The organism is Modestobacter italicus, from assembly GCF_000306785.1.
Classification (GTDB): domain Bacteria; phylum Actinomycetota; class Actinomycetes; order Mycobacteriales; family Geodermatophilaceae; genus Modestobacter; species Modestobacter italicus.
The window spans coordinates 4,953,897-4,970,035 of sequence record NC_017955.1; the positions used below are offsets into that span (position 1 = coordinate 4,953,897).

At 73.9% G+C, this 16,139-nt stretch carries 16 protein-coding genes; all 16 read right to left on the reverse strand.

Features of this window, described 5'->3' with window-relative positions; genetic code table 11:
- Positions 1-5: 5 nt before the first annotated feature.
- Positions 6-305, reverse strand: a complete 300-nt coding sequence (gene nuoK, locus MODMU_RS23510) for an NADH-quinone oxidoreductase subunit NuoK (protein WP_014742897.1) — start codon at positions 303-305, stop codon at positions 6-8.
- Positions 302-1,162, reverse strand: a complete 861-nt coding sequence (locus tag MODMU_RS23515; RefSeq protein ID WP_014742898.1) for an NADH-quinone oxidoreductase subunit J — start codon at positions 1,160-1,162, stop codon at positions 302-304. Before MODMU_RS23515 ends, nuoK begins: the two co-directional genes overlap by 4 nt.
- Entirely contained in the window at positions 1,159-1,812 is a 654-nt protein-coding gene (nuoI, locus tag MODMU_RS23520; RefSeq protein WP_014742899.1) for an NADH-quinone oxidoreductase subunit NuoI, read from the reverse strand. Before nuoI ends, MODMU_RS23515 begins: the two co-directional genes overlap by 4 nt.
- Positions 1,805-3,259 carry an NADH-quinone oxidoreductase subunit NuoH gene (gene nuoH, locus MODMU_RS23525; RefSeq protein ID WP_014742900.1) on the reverse strand — a complete coding sequence of 485 codons (1,455 nt, stop codon included), beginning with the start codon at positions 3,257-3,259 and terminating at the stop codon, positions 1,805-1,807. Before nuoH ends, nuoI begins: the two co-directional genes overlap by 8 nt.
- Positions 3,256-5,781 (reverse strand): NADH-quinone oxidoreductase subunit G, encoded by a 2,526-nt coding sequence (locus MODMU_RS23530; protein WP_014742901.1) that lies wholly within the window; start codon positions 5,779-5,781, stop codon positions 3,256-3,258. The genes nuoH and MODMU_RS23530 overlap by 4 nt, the downstream gene beginning before the upstream one ends.
- The gene (gene nuoF, locus MODMU_RS23535; RefSeq protein ID WP_014742902.1) at positions 5,778-7,109 is read right to left on the reverse strand and encodes an NADH-quinone oxidoreductase subunit NuoF; all 1,332 of its coding nucleotides are present in this window, start codon (positions 7,107-7,109) and stop codon (positions 5,778-5,780) included. Before nuoF ends, MODMU_RS23530 begins: the two co-directional genes overlap by 4 nt.
- A 2-nt stretch (positions 7,110-7,111) precedes the next feature.
- On the reverse strand, positions 7,112-8,116 hold the full coding sequence (nuoE, locus tag MODMU_RS23540; protein ID WP_014742903.1) for an NADH-quinone oxidoreductase subunit NuoE: 1,005 nt from the start codon (positions 8,114-8,116) through the stop codon (positions 7,112-7,114).
- Complete coding sequence (locus tag MODMU_RS23545; protein ID WP_014742904.1) at positions 8,113-9,435, reverse strand: NADH-quinone oxidoreductase subunit D; 1,323 nt, start codon at positions 9,433-9,435, stop codon at positions 8,113-8,115. The genes nuoE and MODMU_RS23545 overlap by 4 nt, the downstream gene beginning before the upstream one ends.
- A gap of 76 nt (positions 9,436-9,511) precedes the next feature.
- Positions 9,512-10,210, reverse strand: coding sequence for an NADH-quinone oxidoreductase subunit C (locus MODMU_RS23550; protein WP_014742905.1), 699 nt, complete (start codon positions 10,208-10,210; stop codon positions 9,512-9,514).
- A complete protein-coding gene (locus tag MODMU_RS23555) occupies positions 10,207-10,881 on the reverse strand; it encodes a NuoB/complex I 20 kDa subunit family protein (RefSeq protein WP_014742906.1) in 675 nt (224 codons plus the stop codon). The genes MODMU_RS23550 and MODMU_RS23555 overlap by 4 nt, the downstream gene beginning before the upstream one ends.
- A gap of 9 nt (positions 10,882-10,890) precedes the next feature.
- Positions 10,891-11,253, reverse strand: a complete 363-nt coding sequence (locus tag MODMU_RS23560) for an NADH-quinone oxidoreductase subunit A (protein ID WP_014742907.1) — start codon at positions 11,251-11,253, stop codon at positions 10,891-10,893.
- Between the two features lie 261 nt (positions 11,254-11,514).
- Positions 11,515-12,567, reverse strand: coding sequence for an IS110 family RNA-guided transposase (locus MODMU_RS23565; RefSeq protein WP_014738456.1), 1,053 nt, complete (start codon positions 12,565-12,567; stop codon positions 11,515-11,517).
- Between the two features lie 253 nt (positions 12,568-12,820).
- Positions 12,821-12,976 (reverse strand): hypothetical protein, encoded by a 156-nt coding sequence (locus tag MODMU_RS28790; protein WP_166503592.1) that lies wholly within the window; start codon positions 12,974-12,976, stop codon positions 12,821-12,823.
- A 160-nt stretch (positions 12,977-13,136) separates the two neighbouring features.
- Positions 13,137-14,654 (reverse strand): HNH endonuclease signature motif containing protein, encoded by a 1,518-nt coding sequence (locus MODMU_RS23570; RefSeq protein WP_051144068.1) that lies wholly within the window; start codon positions 14,652-14,654, stop codon positions 13,137-13,139.
- A 284-nt stretch (positions 14,655-14,938) separates the two neighbouring features.
- The gene (locus MODMU_RS23575; protein ID WP_014742909.1) at positions 14,939-15,391 is read right to left on the reverse strand and encodes a hypothetical protein; all 453 of its coding nucleotides are present in this window, start codon (positions 15,389-15,391) and stop codon (positions 14,939-14,941) included.
- Entirely contained in the window at positions 15,384-16,100 is a 717-nt protein-coding gene (locus tag MODMU_RS23580; protein WP_014742910.1) for a demethylmenaquinone methyltransferase, read from the reverse strand. The genes MODMU_RS23575 and MODMU_RS23580 overlap by 8 nt, the downstream gene beginning before the upstream one ends.
- Positions 16,101-16,139 lie beyond the last annotated feature (39 nt).

A 16,139-nucleotide genomic window follows, 5' to 3' on the forward strand; every position in this document is an offset into this window, starting at 1 on the left:
TCCGCTCAGTACTTCAGCAGGTTGACGTCGTCGACCGACGCCGAACGGCGGGTCCGGTAGACGCTCATGATGATCGCCAGGCCGACCACGACCTCGGCTGCGGCCACCACCATCACGAAGAAGGCGATGAGCTGGCCGTCGACGGTGCCGGTGGAGCGGGCGAAGGTGACCAGCGTCAGGTTCACCGAGTTGAGCATCAGCTCGACGCACATGAAGACGACGATCGCGTTCCGCCGCACCAGCACGCCGACGGCGCCGATGGTGAACAGGACGGCCGCCAGCACCAGGTAGTTGGTGAGGCTCACGAGGGCCGCCCCCCTGCGTTCGTGCCGAGGGCGGCGTCGGTGCCGCCGGCGTGGCCCAGGCCCTCGCGCTCGGCGCCGGTCGAGCCGGTGGGCGGCAGCTCGTCGACCACCTGCGGCTCGACGCCGGTGCTGAAGCTGGCCGTCGCCGGGCTGCCGTCGGGCAGCCGGCCCGGGGCGGCGATCGAGTTGGCCCGGGCGTACACGCCGGGGCCGGGCAGGGTCTGCGGGTGGTCGCCGGAGAGGAACCGGGCGCGGGAGAGCTCCTTCTGCGACTGCCGGGTGCCGGGCTCGCGCTCGGTGTGGGCGAGCACCATCGCGCCCACCGCGGCGGTGATGAGCAGCGCGCTGGTGACCTCGAAGGCCAGCAGGTAGCGGGTGAACAGCAGCTCGGCGATGGCCTGCACGTTGCCGTCGGCCGCTCCCCCGGCGCCGCCCTGCACGCCCTCCAGGCCGGTCACCGGGGTGCCCTGGGTGGCCTCGGCGATGCCGGCGCCGACCAGGCCGGCGAACCCGATGCCGAGCACGATCGCGGCGACCCGCTGGCCGCGCAGCGTCTCCACCACCGAGTCGGAGGTGTCCCGGCCGACCAGCATCAGCACGAAGAGGAAGAGGATCATGATCGCGCCGGTGTAGACGATGATCTGCACCGCGCCGAGGAACGGCGCCTCCTGGACAACGTAGAGCACGCCCAGCGCGAGCATCGTGTTGACCAGCCACAACGCCGAGTGGACGGCGTTCTTCGACAGCACCATGCCCAGCGCCCCGGCCAGCGCGATCGGCCCGAGCACCCAGAAGACGATCGCCTCCCCGGTGCCGATCTGCACGCCGGTGTCGGCCGCGGCGGCCAGCACGCTCACGCCCGCTCCTCCAGCACCGGCTCGGCCGCCTGCTGCGCCGGGGACGCCGCCTGCGGGTCGCGCACGTAGTAGTCCTTCTCGTCGTCGCCGAGCCGCATCGGGTGCGGGGGCTGCTCCATCCCGGGCAGCAGCGGGGCCATCAGCTGCTCCTTGGTGTAGATCAGCGCCTGCCGGTCGTCGTCGGCGAGCTCGAAGTCGTTGCTCATCGTCAGCGACCGGGTCGGGCAGGCCTCGATGCACAGCCCGCAGAAGATGCAGCGCAGGTAGTTGATCTGGTAGACGCGGCCGTAGCGCTCACCCGGGGAGTAGCGGGCGTCCTCGGTGTTGTCGCCGCCCTCGACGTAGATGGCGTCGGCGGGGCAGGCCCAGGCGCACAGCTCGCAGCCCACGCACTTCTCCAGGCCGTCGGGGTGCCGGTTGAGCACGTGCCGGCCGTGGTACCGGGGCTTGGTCTGCTTCGGGACCTCGGGGTACTCCTCCGTGGTCACCTTCTTGAACATCGTCGCGAAGGTGACGCCGAAGCCCTGCGCCGGCCCGGGGAGCCGGCTGCTGCGCTTGCCCGCCGGGGTCGGCGGTGCGCCGGTCTGCCGGACGACCTCCCCGGACGCGCTCGCACCGCCCTCGCGCCGCGCGGGGGTGTGCTCAGACATCGCCGTCCTCCTCGGTCGGTGCGGGGTCGGTGAGGGTGCTGCGCCGTCCGGTGCCGACGACCGTGCCGGCGCCGACCGCCTCGCGGCTGCGCAGCCGCGGCGACGGGGGCACCCGCAGGTCCATCGGGGGCACCGGGAACCCGCCGGCGGTGCGGTCCCGGCTGCGGCTCGGGGGCAGGACCTCGGGTTCGGTCGGGTTCACCGACCCGGCCGCGGCGGCCCGGGCGGCGACCCGGGTGTCGCGGTTGCTGACCCGCGAGGCGATGAGCAGCGCGGCCAGCACGACCAGCGCGATCGGCACCCCGACGAAGACGGCGACCTCCCCGCCGTCGAGGTCGGCCTCGCGGCTGACCGTGCGCATCGTCGCGACCACGAGGATCCAGACCAGCGCGGTCGGCACCAGCACCTTCCAGCCGAAGCGCATGAACTGGTCGTACCGCAGCCGGGGCAGCGTGCCGCGCAGCCAGATGAAGACGAAGAGCGCGACGACGACCTTGGCGAGGAACCACAGCAGCGGCCACCAGCCGGTGTTCGCGCCGTCCCAGATCGAGATCGGCCAGGGCGCCCGCCAGCCGCCCAGGAACAGGGTCGCGGCCAGTGCGGAGACGGTGACCATGTTGACGTACTCGGCCAGGAAGAAGAGCGCGAACTTCAGCGACGAGTACTCGGTGTGGAACCCGCCGACCAGCTCGCTCTCGGCCTCCGGCAGGTCGAAGGGCGCCCGGTTGGTCTCCCCGACGACCGCGACGACGTAGATGACGAACGAGACCGGCAGCAGGACGGCGAACCAGCTCGGGCCGGTGAGGTCGAACCCGAAGACGCTCAGCGACGTGCCGTCCGCCTGCGCCGCGACGATCTCCGAGGTGGACATCGACCCGGCGTAGAGGAACACCGCGACGATCGACAACCCCATCGCGATCTCGTAGCTGACCATCTGCGCGGCGCTGCGCAGCCCGCCGAGCAGCGGGTACGTCGAGCCGGACGCCCAGCCGGCCAGCACGATGCCGTAGACGCCCATCGCCGAGCAGGCCAGCACCACCAGGACGCCGATCGGGGCGTCGGTGAGCTGCAGCGGCGTGCGCTCCCCGAAGATGCTGACCGTCGGGCCGAGCGGGATGACCGAGAAGGCCAGGAACGCCGGGATCGTGGCGATGACCGGGGCCAGGAAGTACACCGGCCGGTCGGCCAGCGCCGGCATGATGTCCTCCTTGAACGCCAGCTTCAGCCCGTCGGCGAGGCTCTGCAGGTAGCCGCGCGGGCCGACCCGGTTCGGGCCGATCCGCTGCTGCATCCGGGCGACGACCTTGCGCTCGAAGACGATGGCGAACAGCGTCATGGCCACGAGCACGGCGAAGACGCCGAGGATCTTGATCAGCACGATCCACCAGACGTCGTGCCCGAAGTCCTCGAGCGTCGGCTGGTCGCGGGCGGCGAGGACGTCGATCACGCCGCACCTCCCGCGCGCAGGCCGGACACGGCGGTGGCACCGGCCGGCGGCGGCGACCCGGCGGACAGCCGGACGACGGCGCCCGGGCCGCTGCACAGGTCGGTCCGGACGGCGCAGCCCGGCGACCGCATCGGCAGCCAGACGACCCGGTCCGGCATGTCGACCACGGCGACCGGCAGGGTGACCGCACCGGCCGGACCGGTGACGGTGAGCAGGTCGCCGTCGGCCAGGCCGAGCCGGCCGGCGGCGTCCCGGCCCAGCCGGGCCACCGGCGGGCGGGCGGTGCCGGCCATCGCCGGCTCCTCGCGCTGCAGGGTGCCGACGTCGAGGAGCTGCCGCCAGGAGGCGAGCACCGCCTCGTCGCCGGTGGTCGCCGGTGCCGGCACCGGGGCCACGTCGAGGCCGGTGGGGGTGGGCGCCTGCGGGGCGGCGCCCAGGGCGATCAGCTCGGCGCGGGCGTCGGTCACGGTGGCGAGCCCCAGCGGCACGCCGAGGTGCTCGGCGATCCCCTCCAGCACCCGGCCGTCGGTCAGCTGGCCGGTGCCGTGCAGGGTGGCGTCGAAGGGCCGCACCCGCCCCTCCCAGTCCAGGTAGCTGCCCGCCTTCTCCGGCGCCGCGGCGACCGGGAGGACGACGTCGGCGTGCGCGGTGACCGCGCTCGGGAACAGCTCGAGGCTGACCACGAACCCGGCGGCGGCCAGCGCCTGCTCGGCGAGCACCGGGTCGGGCAGGTCGGCCGGGTCGACGCCGCCGACGAGCAGCCCGCCCAGGGCGCCGTCGCGGGCGGCGGCGAGGATGCCGGTGGTGTCCCGGCCGGGCGTGGCCGGGAGGTCCACGCCCCACCGCTGGGTGACCGCGGCGCGGTCCGCGGGGCTGCCGACGAGCCGGCCGCCGGGCAGCAGGCCCGGCAGCGCGCCGACCTCGACCGCGCCGCGCTCCCCGGCCCGGCGCGGCACCCAGGCCACCCGGGCGCCGGTCTCGGCGGCGAGCTCGGCCACGGCGGAGAAGCCGCCGGGGACCTCGGCGAGCCGCTCGCCGACCAGGACGACCGCGCCGGGCCGGAACAGCGCGACCGCGGCGTCGGCGAGCAGGCCCTCGACCGGGTTGGCGGCCAGCGCGCGGAGCACCCGGGCCTCCTCCCCCGGCGCCGTGGGCACGACCGTGGCGTGCAGCTTCTCCGCGGCGCGGGTGGCGAACGGGGCGAGGTCGAGGACCTGCATGCCCGCCGTCCGGACCGCCCGGCGCAGCCGCAGGAAGACGATCGGCGACTCCTCCTCGGGCTCGAAGCCGACCAGCAGGACGGTGGGCGCGGCGGTCAGCTCGTCGTAGGTGACCGCGCCGGCGCCCGGGGCGGTGCCGGCGACGTGCGCGGCGAGGAAGGCGAGCTCCTCGGCGGAGTGCGCGCGGGCCCGGGCGTCGACGTCGTTGGTGCCGAGCGCGACCCGGGCGAACTTGGCGTAGGCGTAGGCGTCCTCGACGGTGAGCCGGCCGCCGGGCAGCACCCCGACGCCGCCGGCCGACCGGGCCGCCGCCAGGCCCGCGGCCGCCGCACTCCAGGCCTCGGGCCAGGAGGCCTCGTGCAGCTCGCCGTCCGCCCCGCGCACCAGCGGCGTGGTGAGCCGCTCGTTGCTGGTGGCGTAGCGGAAGGCGTAGCGGCCCTTGTCGCAGTTCCACTCCTGGTTGACCGCCGGGTCCTCGCCGGCGAGCCGGCGCATCACCGAGCCGCGCCGGTAGTCGGTGCGCTGGGCGCAGCCGCTGGCGCAGTGCTCGCAGACGCTGGGCTCGCTGCGCAGGTCGAACGGGCGGGACCGGAACCGGTAGGTGGCGCTGGTGAGCGCGCCCACCGGGCAGATCTGGGTGGTGTTGCCGGAGAAGTAGGACTCGAACGGCTCGTCCTCGTAGATCGCCACCTGCTCCAGCGCACCGCGCTCGAACAGCTCGATGAACGGGTCGCCGGCCACCTGCTGGCTGAACCGGGTGCACCGGGCGCAGAGCACGCAGCGCTCGCGGTCCAGCAGCACCTGCGAGCTGATCGGCAGCGGCTTGGGGTAGGTGCGCTTGGTCTCCACGAACCGGGTCTCGGAGCGCCCGTTGCTCATCGCCTGGTTCTGCAGCGGGCACTCGCCGCCCTTGTCGCAGACCGGGCAGTCCAGCGGGTGGTTGACCAGCAGCAGCTCCATGGTGCCCTGCTGCGCCTTGTCGGCGACCTCGCTGGTCAGCTGGGTGTGCACCACCATGTCCGGGGTCACCGGGGTGGTGCAGGAGGCGACCGGCTTGCGCTGGCCCTCCACCTCCACCAGGCACTGCCGGCAGGCGCCGATCGGGTCGAGCAGCGGGTGGTCGCAGAACCGGGGGATCTGCACGCCGATCTGCTCGGCGGCCCGGATGATCAGCGTGCCCTTGGGCACCGCGACCGGGAAGCCGTCGATGGTGCAGTGCACGGCGTCCGGCGGGGTGTGCGGCCCGGGGACGGCCGGCGGGGCGGCCGGCGCCGGCTGCGGGGCGGCGGGGGTGATGGTCATGAGGCGGCAGCTCCCACGGGCTCGAGGCGGAGCGACCGGCCGAGCCGGGCCTGCTCCTCGGGCGGCAGCAGGGCGACGTAGTCGTCCTTGAAGTACTTCAGCGAGCTGGCGATGCAGCTGGTGGCGCCGTCGCCGAGCGCGCAGAACGACCGGCCGAGGATGTTGTCGCAGGTGTCGGTGAGCAGGTCGAGGTCGGCGGCGCGGCCGTTCCCGTGCACCAGCCGCTCCAGGATCTGCACCAGCCAGTAGGTGCCCTCCCTGCACGGGGTGCACTTGCCGCAGCTCTCGTGCGCGTAGAACTCGGTGAACCGCAGCGTCGCCTCGACGATCGAGTCGGTCTCGTCGAAGACCATCAGCGCGGTGGTGCCGAGCATCGAGCCGGCCGCGGCGACCGAGTCGAAGTCGAGCGGGACGTCGAGGTGCTCAGCGGTGAAGTAGGGCGTCGACGAGCCGCCCGGGGTCCAGAACTTGAGCTCGTGGCCCGGCCGGACGCCACCGGCCATCTCCAGCAGCTCGCGCATCGTCGTCCCCATCGGGGCCTCGTACTGGCCGGGGCGGACGACGCGGCCGGACAGCGAGTAGATCTTCGGGCCGGGCGACTTCTCCGGGCCCATCGTCTTGAACCAGTCGGCGCCGCCGCGGATCACGTAGGGCACGGTGGCCAGCGTCTCCACGTTGTTGATCACCGTCGGGCCGCCGTAGAGGCCGGCGACGGCGGGGAACGGCGGCTTGAGCCGGGGCTGGCCGCGGTAGCCCTCGAGGGAGTCCAGCAGCGCCGTCTCCTCCCCGCAGATGTAGGCGCCGGCGCCGGCGTGCACGACCAGCTCCAGGTCGTAGCCCGAACCCAGGACGTCGGTGCCGAGGTAGCCGGCGGCGTAGGCCTCCTGGACCGCGGCCACCACCCGGCGGTGGGCGTGCACGGCCTCGCCCCGGACGTAGATGACGGCGAAGGAGCAGCGCACCGCGTAGGCGGAGATGATCACGCCCTCCACCAGGGAGTGCGGGTCGGCCATCATCAGCGGCACGTCCTTGCAGGTGCCCGGCTCGCCCTCGTCGGCGTTGACCACCAGGTACTTGGGCATCGCCGCCGGGCCGGTCGGGGTCTCCCCCGGCTTGGGCTGCGGGATGAAGCTCCACTTCATGCCGGTCGGGAAGCCGGCGCCGCCGCGGCCGCGCAGCCCGGAGTCCTTGACCAGGGCGACCACCTCGTCCGGCGCCATCGTCAGGGCCTGGCGCAGCGCGCGGTAGCCGTCGAGCCGTTCGTAGGTCTCCAGCGTCCAGGAGCGCGGCTCGGCGAAGCGTGCGGTGAGCACGGGGGTGAGCGGCATGGTCAGACCTCTCGCTCGACGGAGGTGCCCGAGCCGGCCTGGCCCTGGGTGGCGGGCCGGTCGGTGCCCTCGGCACCGCGCTCGGCCGGCTGCCGGCCGGCGGGCTCGGGGGTGTCGGGGTGGTGCTGGGCGGCGCCGGCGCGCTCGGCCGGGGTGTCCGCCGAGGCGACCGCGGTGTCGGCCGCCTGCTGGGCGGGGGTCTCCCCGGTCGTCCCGGCCGGGGTGACGTCGGGCTCGGGCGCGTCGTCGGGCTGCGCGCCCGACATCGGCGGCGCGGTCTCGCCGCGCTCGGCGGCCAGCCGCACCCCGCGCAGCGTCGGCTCCCCGGTCGAGGGCCCGTCGACGGCGGCCTGCGCCGCGGCGGGGTCGGCGTGCTGGGAGAGCCCGGCGAGCTGGCGGGAGACGCCGCGAAAATCGGTCAGCGCCGCGCCGCGGGTGGGCGCCGGCTTCTCGCCGCGGCGCAGCGCGGCCACCAGCTCCCGGGCGCTGTCGACGTCCTGCTGGTCGTAGAACTCGTAGTCGACGGTGACCACCGGCGCGTAGTCGCAGGCGGCCAGGCACTCGGCGTGCTCGAGGGTGACCGAGCCGTCGGCGGCGGTCTGGTCGTGGCCGACACCGAGGTCAGCGGAGACGGCGTCGTAGATGCGCTGCCCGCCGAGGACGGCGCACAGCGTGTTGGTGCAGACGCTGACCAGGTGCCGACCGGTCGGGTGGCGCTTGTACATCGTGTAGAAGGTCGCCACCGCGCCGACCTCGGCCTTGGTCAGGCCGAGCAGCCGGGCGCAGAAGCCCACGCCCTCGGGCGAGACGTAGCCCTGCACCGACTGGACCAGGTGCAGCATCGGCAGCAGCGCGGACCGGGCCTGCGGGTAGCGGGCCATCAGCTCACGCGCCTCGGCCTCGTGCTGCGCGGTCAGCCGCGGCAAGTCGGGCGCGGCGGGCTCCACCGGGCTGGAGTCCAGCCCGGTGACCGCCGTCCCCTCGAAGGAACCAGGCAGAGCACTCATCTGTCGACGCCCCCCATGACCGGGTCGATGGAGGCGATCGCGGCGATGACGTCGGCGATCATGCCGCCCTCGCTCATCGCGGCGGTCGCCTGCAGGTTGGTGAAGCTGGGGTCGCGCACGTGGACGCGGAACGGGCGGGTGCCGCCGTCGCTGACCACGTGGTAGCCGAGCTCGCCGCGCGGGGACTCGATGGCGCTGTAGACCTGGCCGGCCGGCACCCGGAAGCCCTCGGTGACCAGCTTGAAGTGGTGGATCAGGGCCTCCATCGACTGGCCCATGATGTGCCGGACGTGGTCGAGGGAGTTGCCCAGCCCGTCGGCGCCGAGGGACAGCTGCGCGGGCCAGGCGATCTTCTTGTCCTCGACCATCACCGGCCCCGGCCGCAGCCGGTCCAGCGCCTGCTCGACGATCTTCAGCGACTCGCCGATCTCGGCGACCCGGACCAGGTAGCGGCCCCAGGCATCGGCTGTGTCGGCGGTCGGGACCTCGAAGTCGTAGGTCTCGTAGCCGCAGTAGGGCTCGACCTTGCGCAGGTCCCACGGCAGGCCGGCGGAGCGGAGGACCGGGCCGGTGACGCCCAGGGCCAGGCAGCCGGTGACGTCGAGGAAGCCGACGTCCTTGAGCCGCCGCTGCCAGATCGGCTGGCCGGTGAGCAGCCGGTGCATGGCGGTGATCCGCTCCGGCATGACCTCCAGGAACTCCCGGATCCGGCCCTCCACGCCCTCGGGCAGGTCCTGCGCGAGGCCGCCGGGGCGCACGTAGGCGTGGTTCATCCGCAGCCCGGTGATCTCCTCGAGCAGGTCGAGGACCAGCTCGCGCTCCCGGAATCCGTTCGTCATCCCGGTGAGGGCGCCCATCTCCATGCCGAAGGTGGCCAGCCCGACCAGGTGCGAGGCGATCCGGTTCAGCTCCATGACCAGGACCCGGACGGTCTGCGCCCGCGGCGGCGCCTCGATGCCGAGCAGCTTCTCCACGGCCAGGCAGTAGGCGGTCTCGTTGAACAGCGGGGCGAGGTAGTCCATCCGCGTGACCAGGGTCGTGCCCTGGGTCCAGGTGCGGTACTCCGTCGTCTTCTCGATGCCGGTGTGCAGGTAGCCGATGACGACGCGGGCCTTGGTGACCGTCTCGCCCTCGAGGTCGAGCACCAGCCGGAGCACCCCGTGGGTCGAGGGGTGCTGCGGCCCCATGTTGACGACGAGCCGCTCCTCCTCGTGCGGGTCGGCGCCGAAGGTCTGGTCCCAGTCGCCACCGGTGACGGTGTAGACCCGCCCCTCGGTGGTCTCTCGCGAGCCGGCGTAGGGGTCCTGCGTGGTGGTCACTGTGTCTTCGCCTCGACTCCGGTCTCGTTCCGCTCCTCGGTCGCTGGCGCTCCCTGCGATGCTCGCTCAACCGTCGTCATCGGTAGCTCCGGCGCTCGTCGGGGGGCGGGATCTGCGCGCCCTTGTACTCGACCGGCACGCCCCCGAGCGGGTAGTCCTTGCGCTGGGGGTGGCCCTCCCAGTCGTCGGGCATGAGGATCCGGGTCAGCGCCGGGTGGCCGTCGAAGACGACGCCGAACATGTCCCAGGTCTCCCGCTCGTGCCAGTCCGCGGTCGGGTAGACCCGGGTCACCGAGGGGACGTGCGGGTCCTCGGCGGTGACCGCGACCTCGAGCCGGATCCGGCGGCGGTAGGTCATCGAGGTCAGGTGGTAGACCACGTGCAGCCGCGGGCGGTCCGGGGTCGCGACCGGGCCGCCGCTGTCGGCGTAGTCGACCCCGGAGACGCTGCTGCACAGCTCGAAGCGGAGCGCGTCGTCGTCCCTGAGCGCCTGCACCAGCGTGAGCAGGTGCTCCCGGACGACGAACCAGGTGATCTCGCCGCGGTCGACCAGCACCCGCAGGACGGCGGCGTCGTAGGTGGCCTGGCCGACGGCGTCGATCAGCGCGTCGGTGACCTCGTCGAACCAGCCGCCGTAGGGCCGCTCGGAGGAGTGCAGCGCCACCGCACCGCCGGGCTCGACCCGGACCAGGCCGCCGAAGCCGGAGGTGTCGCCGCTGCCGGTGACGCCGAAGGCGCCGCGGCGGAAGCCACCGGTCTCGGGGACCTCCGTCATCGTGGGGCCCCCGCCCCGGGCAGGACGACGGCGTTGCCTCCACGCTGCTCGATCGCGAACTGGCCGGTACGCCCCGCGGCGGCGGCCTGCTCGTAGGCGCGGCGCGCGTCCTTGTCGGCGCGGACGCTGGAGGGCATCTCGACGTGCAGGTCGGGGGCCGTGCCGTCGGCGCGGGCGGCGGCCTGCTGGGCGGCGCGCTTGGCACCGAGCGGCTCGTGCTGGATCTTGTGGTGCAGCTTGAGGATGGCGTCGGTGAGCATCTCCGGCCGCGGCGGGCAGCCCGGCAGGTACATGTCCACCGGGACGATGTGGTCGACGCCCTGGACGATCGCGTAGTTGTTGAACATCCCGCCGGAGCTGGCGCACACGCCCATCGCGAGCACCCAGCGCGGCTCGGGCATCTGGTCGTAGATCTGGCGCAGCACCGGGGCCATCTTCTGGCTGACCCGGCCGGCGACGATCATCAGGTCGGCCTGGCGCGGCGAGGCGCGGAAGACCTCCATGCCGAAGCGGGCCAGGTCGTAGCGGCCGGCACCGGAGGCCATCATCTCGATCGCGCAGCAGGCCAGGCCGAAGGTGGCCGGCCACAGCGAGGACTTGCGGGTCCAGTTGACCAGCTTTTCCACGCTGGTCAGCAGCACGCCGCTGGGCAGCTTCTCCTCGAGACCCATGTCAGGCCCTCACTCCCACTCGAGCCCGCCGCGCCGCCACACGTAGGCGTAGGCGATGAAGACGGTGACGATGAAGACGGCCATCTCGACCAGGCCGAAGACGCCGAGGGCGTCGTTGGCGACGGCCCACGGGTAGAGGAAGACGATCTCGATGTCGAAGACGATGAACAACATCGCGGTCAGGTAGTACTTGACCGGGAAGCGACCGCCGGTGAGCGGCTGGTCGACCGGCTCGATGCCGCACTCGTAGGCCTCGAGCTTGGCCCGGTTGTAGCGCCGCGGGCCGATGAACGGGGCAGCGGTCACCGAGAAGAGGGCGAAGGCGGCGGCGAGCGCGAAGAGCCCGACGAGGGGCACGTAGTTCGACAGCATCAGCGGCAGCCCACCTGACCGGGACCGGGCACCGGACCAGCCGGCCACCCGCCCCTGACGGGTGTGCACCTCGTCGTGCAGACCACGGAGACGACCTCCACCTCACCCGGGAAGCCCCGGCGTGTCGCTTGTGAACTACTTCACAAAGTCGAGCGGTGGAAGCCTATGCCTGCGGGGCGTCAGAAAGCCAGGACCCCCGGTGACCGAGTTCACACGGGGGGTCCTGGGCGGGCTGTCCGGGCTGGACGCTCCTATGACGCGTCAAGCGGTGGCCGGTGGTGATTCGAGGCGGCGGTAGAGCTCGCGGGCGATGTAGCGCTTGAGGCAGCGTTTGATCTCGCGGTCGGTCTTGCCTTCGGCGCGGCGGCGGTCGGCGTAGGCGCGGGTTCGTTCGTCGCGTTGCAGTCGGCTGAGGACGACGGTGTGCAGGGCGCGGTTGAGCTGGCGGTCCCCGGAGCGGTTGAGCCGGTAGCGCACGGTCTTGCCCGAAGACGCCGGGATCGGGGCGGCGCCGGCCAGCATGGCGAAGGCGGCGTCGTCGCGGCAGCGGCCGGGATGGGACCAGGCGGTCAGCACGGTGGCGGCCACGATCGGGCCGACTCCGGTCAGCTCGAGCAGGTCCGGCCGCCAGGTCCGCACGATGGCGCGGATGGCCTTCTCATGGTTGAGGGCTTCGGCCTCGAGGAAGCGGATGCGGCCGGCCAGCTCGTGCAGCACGGTCAGCGCGGTAACCGTCTCGATGTCACCACTGCAGGCGCCTGGGCGCAGCCTGGCGGCGGTGCTGATCATGGCGCGGGTGGTCTGCCCGCGGAACCGGGCGCGCACCGGCTCCGGGGCGGTGATGACCATCGCCAGCAGCTGCCGCTGACCGGTGCTGGCGGCCTCCACAGCCGCTCGCCGGGCGGTCAGGCGCATCTGCAGCGCGGCCCGCTCGGCGCCGGTCTTGGGCTCGGCGAGTCGGGTGCGGGCCAGCGCATCGCGGGCGGCGCGTTCGGCGTCGATCGGATCGGACTTGGCGCCGGCCCGCCGGGCCGGCCGCTTGGGCCGGTCCAGCTCGACGACCATCTCCTCGCCGGCGGCCAGATGCCGGGCCAGACCAGCGCCGTAGCCACCGGCGCCCTCCATCGCCCAGGCCCGCAAGCCCGAGTGCTGCTCGGCCAGAGCGACCAACTCGGCGTAGCCGTCGGGATCGGCGGTGACCGTCGCGCGGGCCAGCACGCCACCGGTACGCGCATCGACGACGGCGGCGGTGTGGGTCTGGCTGTGGGTGTCGACGCCGATGACGACCTCGACCAGTTCTGCCAGCATGGACATGCGTTCTTCTCCTTGACCGGGGGGACGCAGCAGGTCCCGGTCCGGTGCGGAGATGGCAGGACTGTGATGAGACACGCCAGCGCCTACTGGCGGTCAAGCTCCTGATCAGGCCAACGTCTCCGGCCGGGCCGGTGCCGACAGCAGCAGGCGGACAAGTCCGGCCAAGGGCACAAAGCCAGTCAGGCGAAGGGTCACGCCCACTGCTGCCGACCGTCAGCCCATCACCGATGAACCGACCCGGCCAGCCTCACAGTCAGGTGAGCGGGCCCGGCGACGGCGCCGGCGGTGGCGCCGTCGGGTCGGTCGGCGTGGGCTGCGGGAAGGGCGCCGGCTCCGGCGGGGGCAACGGGTCGATCGGCGACGGTGAGGGCGAGGGCGGGTCGGGCTGCGGGACCGGTGGTGTCGTCATGCACCGACCCTGCTCCTCCCCGGCCGCCGACGGAACGGCTCGGCGACCGCGTTCGCGCAGAGCACAGCGGACGGCGGCCCCGCCATGGCGAGGGCGGGGTCGAGCGCACGACACATCGCGATCGGCCAACGGCCACCGGCTCGCACCACCACCCCGCTTGTCAAAAGGGCGGCGGATCGTCGGCTGGGTCCGGTGGTGGGCCGCCGACCGGGACCAGGACGAGTTCGCCGGGCAGGCGGAGGCCCGGTGGTCTCGTGGTGCGGGTGACCCCCGACGGGGTCGTCACCGACAGGACCCCGTCGTCGGTCATGGTGAACCGCCAGCCCGGTGCGTGGGTCTTCAGCCGGTGGTGCCGGCGGCACAGCGAGCACAGGTTCTCGCAGGCGGTCTGCCCGCCCTCGGCGTGCGGGTGGACGTGGTCGGCCTCGGTCCACCGCGCCGGTCGCCGGCAGCCGGGGTGCCGGCAGGTGCGGTCCCGGGCCTTGACGAACCGCTGCTGCGCCGGGGTCGGCCGGTAGCGGTCCACCGGCGGCGGCCGGTCCAGCACCGCGCAGCCGCAGTCGCTCGCGGCGCCGTGCTGCGGGCAACCGCGGCGGACCAGCTGCTCCAGCTCACCCCGGGTCACCGTCGCCCGCAGCGCCCCGGTGGCGGGGTCGGTCAGTGAGATGCCCAGGCTGCCGCCGGTCGGTGCCTGCAGCCCGCCCGGGCAGAGGGCGTCGAGCTGTTCCAGCAGCTCCCGCAGCTGCCCGGCGGTGATCGGCGCGCCGTCCACCGTCGCGGTGTCGGAGTCGGTCGGGGGCGTGAACGGGCGCAGGTCGCCGCCGGTCGGCCGGGTGCCCTCACCGGCCGACCGGGTGCCCAGCCCCGGCAGCGGGGCGATGACCTGCAGGTGCGCGGTCACCGGCTCCCGGGTCGTGTCCCAGGGGCGGAGGATCAGGTCGGCCATGATCTGCGCCCGCAGCTGACCGATCGGCCGGGTGTCCCCGTCGGCCTTGGCCATCCGGGCGTAGCCGTCCACCGCGTCCCGGCACGCCGCCGCCACCGGCATCGGCAGGTCCGCGACCAGCTGCCCCATCCCGTCGGCGGTGGCCTTGGCCTGCACGTCCATGCACTGCTCGGCCTTGCGCCGCCGCCGGTCGGCCGCCGCGGCGTCCACCGCGATCAACGCCGCCGCCGTCCGCTCGGCCAACCGCACCGGCGTCTCCCCGGCCAGCGCCCACTGCAGCGCCTGCGCCTCCACCTCACCGACCACGGCCGGGTCCACCCGGCCACCGGCGTCGGTCGACTGCCCACCGAGGGCCTTGACGATCGCGTTCGCCCGCGGGTGGTCGATCAACCCGTCGGCCAGCGCCGCCCAGGTGTCGGGCAGCTCCCGGCGCAGCACCAGTGACCGCTCGGTCAACGCGGTCGCCGCCGCGCGGGAGATCCCGGCCACCACCGCCAGCTCGTCCGCGAAGAACTCACTCACCCCCGCCGGCGCCCGGTCCGGCAGGTAGCCCTCCACGCCGTGGCCGGGCTGGTCCTCGGTCAGGTCCGACTGCTGCGGCCGGCGCGCGGCGAACCCGGCCACCAGCGCCGCCTCATAGGCCGCCAGCTTCGCCCGACCCACCGCGACCGCGACCAGCTCGCGGGCCATCTCGGCGTCGTCGAACCCGTCCACGTCCAGCAGGTCGGTCACGCGCGCCGGACGACGGGTCACCCCCTCTGGAGCGGGACCCCACGCGTCCGGGTCCAACGGCCGGGCAGGCGCCACCGTCAGCGCCACCCCGTACCCACCGGCCTCGAACACACCCTCAAGCTATGGGAGGGGTACGACAGTTCCGGGGGTCAGCGCGTCACTGAGCTGGGAGTTCCTCGACATCCGTGCCGATCGGTGACGACCGCGGTGCCACGGCGCCGACCGGCGTCCTCCGACCTCAACCGCCGTCCGTCGCCCGCCGGGGATGGTGCGGGGGCTCGGCGTCAGTCCTCGAGCCGCTCCTGGCGGTCCCGCGCGCGGCTGCCGGCGACGCGGCCGGGGCGAGGAAGCACGGCCGCGCGCAGCGCCGTCTCCCGACGGCGCCGGACCGCCCGCCGCAAGCGCTCCGCGCGGGAGCCGGGCGGGTCGGCGAGCCAGACGAAGCCGTCGTCGACGTCCGGCGCCTCGTCGTCGGCGAGGAGGAACGCCAGCAGCTCGGTCATCAGGGCGTCGTCGGCGAGCAGCCGGCCGAGCGGGTCCTCCCCCAGGTCGTGCTGCTCGAGGAAGTGTGGGAAGCGGGAGAAGACGCCGGGGCCGAAGATCGCCGCCGCCCGGTCCTGCATGAAGTTCACCGAGTCGTCCAGCCCCTCGAGCGCCTCGGCCGCCCGCTCCACGCCCAGCCAGGCGCGGAGGGTGAACGTGTCCGGGCCGCCGGAGGCGGACCAGTCGTCAGGCACGGGTGCCGCGGTGCAGCGCGACGGCGCCGCCGGTCAGGTTGCGCCAGGCGACGTCGACCCACCCGGCCGACTGCAGCCACCGCGCCAGCTCGGGCTGCGCGGGCCAGGCCCGGATCGACTCGGCCAGGTAGACGTAGGCCTCCGGGTTGCTGCTCACCGCCCGGGCGATCACCGGCAGCGCCCGCATCAGGTACTCCGTGTAGACGGTGCGGAACGGCGCCCACACCGGGCTGGAGAACTCGCAGACCACCAGCCGGCCCCCCGGCCGGGTCACCCGGGCGAACTCCCGCAGGGCCGCGACCGGGTCGGCGACGTTGCGCAGCCCGAAGGAGATGACGACGCCGTCGACGCTCTGGTCGGCCAGCGGCAGCGCCATCGCGTCACCGGCGACCTTCGGCACCGGGCGCGCGGCACCGGCTGCCAGCATCCCCTGGGAGAAGTCGCAGGCGATCGCGTGCACCCCGCCGGCGGCGAGCTCCACGGTGGACACCGCCGTGCCGGCCGCGACGTCGAGCACGGTGGACCCCCGGCGCGCGCCCAGCGCCTCCCGGGTGGCCCGCCGCCACCCGGCGTCCAGGCCACCGGAGAGGACCGTGTTCGTCAGGTCGTAGCGCCCGGCGACCCGGTCGAACATCGCCGCGACCTCGTCGGGGCGCTTGTCCAGCCCCGCCCGCGTCCCCGCTGCCCCTGCCCGCCCACCGGTCGCCACGTCGGCGACGCTACCTGCGCGCCTCCTACCCTGGGGTGG

Coding starts and splice junctions, on each gene's coding strand:
- nuoI (WP_014742899.1), bottom strand. CDS start 1,812: ATGTCTGAGCACACCCCCGCGCGGCGCGAGGGCGGTGCGAGCGCGTCC.
- MODMU_RS23530 (WP_014742901.1), bottom strand. CDS start 5,781: ATGACCATCACCCCCGCCGCCCCGCAGCCGGCGCCGGCCGCCCCGCCG.
- nuoF (WP_014742902.1), bottom strand. CDS start 7,109: ATGCCGCTCACCCCCGTGCTCACCGCACGCTTCGCCGAGCCGCGCTCC.
- nuoE (WP_014742903.1), bottom strand. CDS start 8,116: ATGAGTGCTCTGCCTGGTTCCTTCGAGGGGACGGCGGTCACCGGGCTG.
- MODMU_RS23550 (WP_014742905.1), bottom strand. CDS start 10,210: ATGACGGAGGTCCCCGAGACCGGTGGCTTCCGCCGCGGCGCCTTCGGC.
- MODMU_RS23555 (WP_014742906.1), bottom strand. CDS start 10,881: ATGGGTCTCGAGGAGAAGCTGCCCAGCGGCGTGCTGCTGACCAGCGTG.
- MODMU_RS23560 (WP_014742907.1), bottom strand. CDS start 11,253: ATGCTGTCGAACTACGTGCCCCTCGTCGGGCTCTTCGCGCTCGCCGCC.
- MODMU_RS23565 (WP_014738456.1), bottom strand. CDS start 12,567: ATGTCCATGCTGGCAGAACTGGTCGAGGTCGTCATCGGCGTCGACACC.
- MODMU_RS28790 (WP_166503592.1), bottom strand. CDS start 12,976: ATGACGACACCACCGGTCCCGCAGCCCGACCCGCCCTCGCCCTCACCG.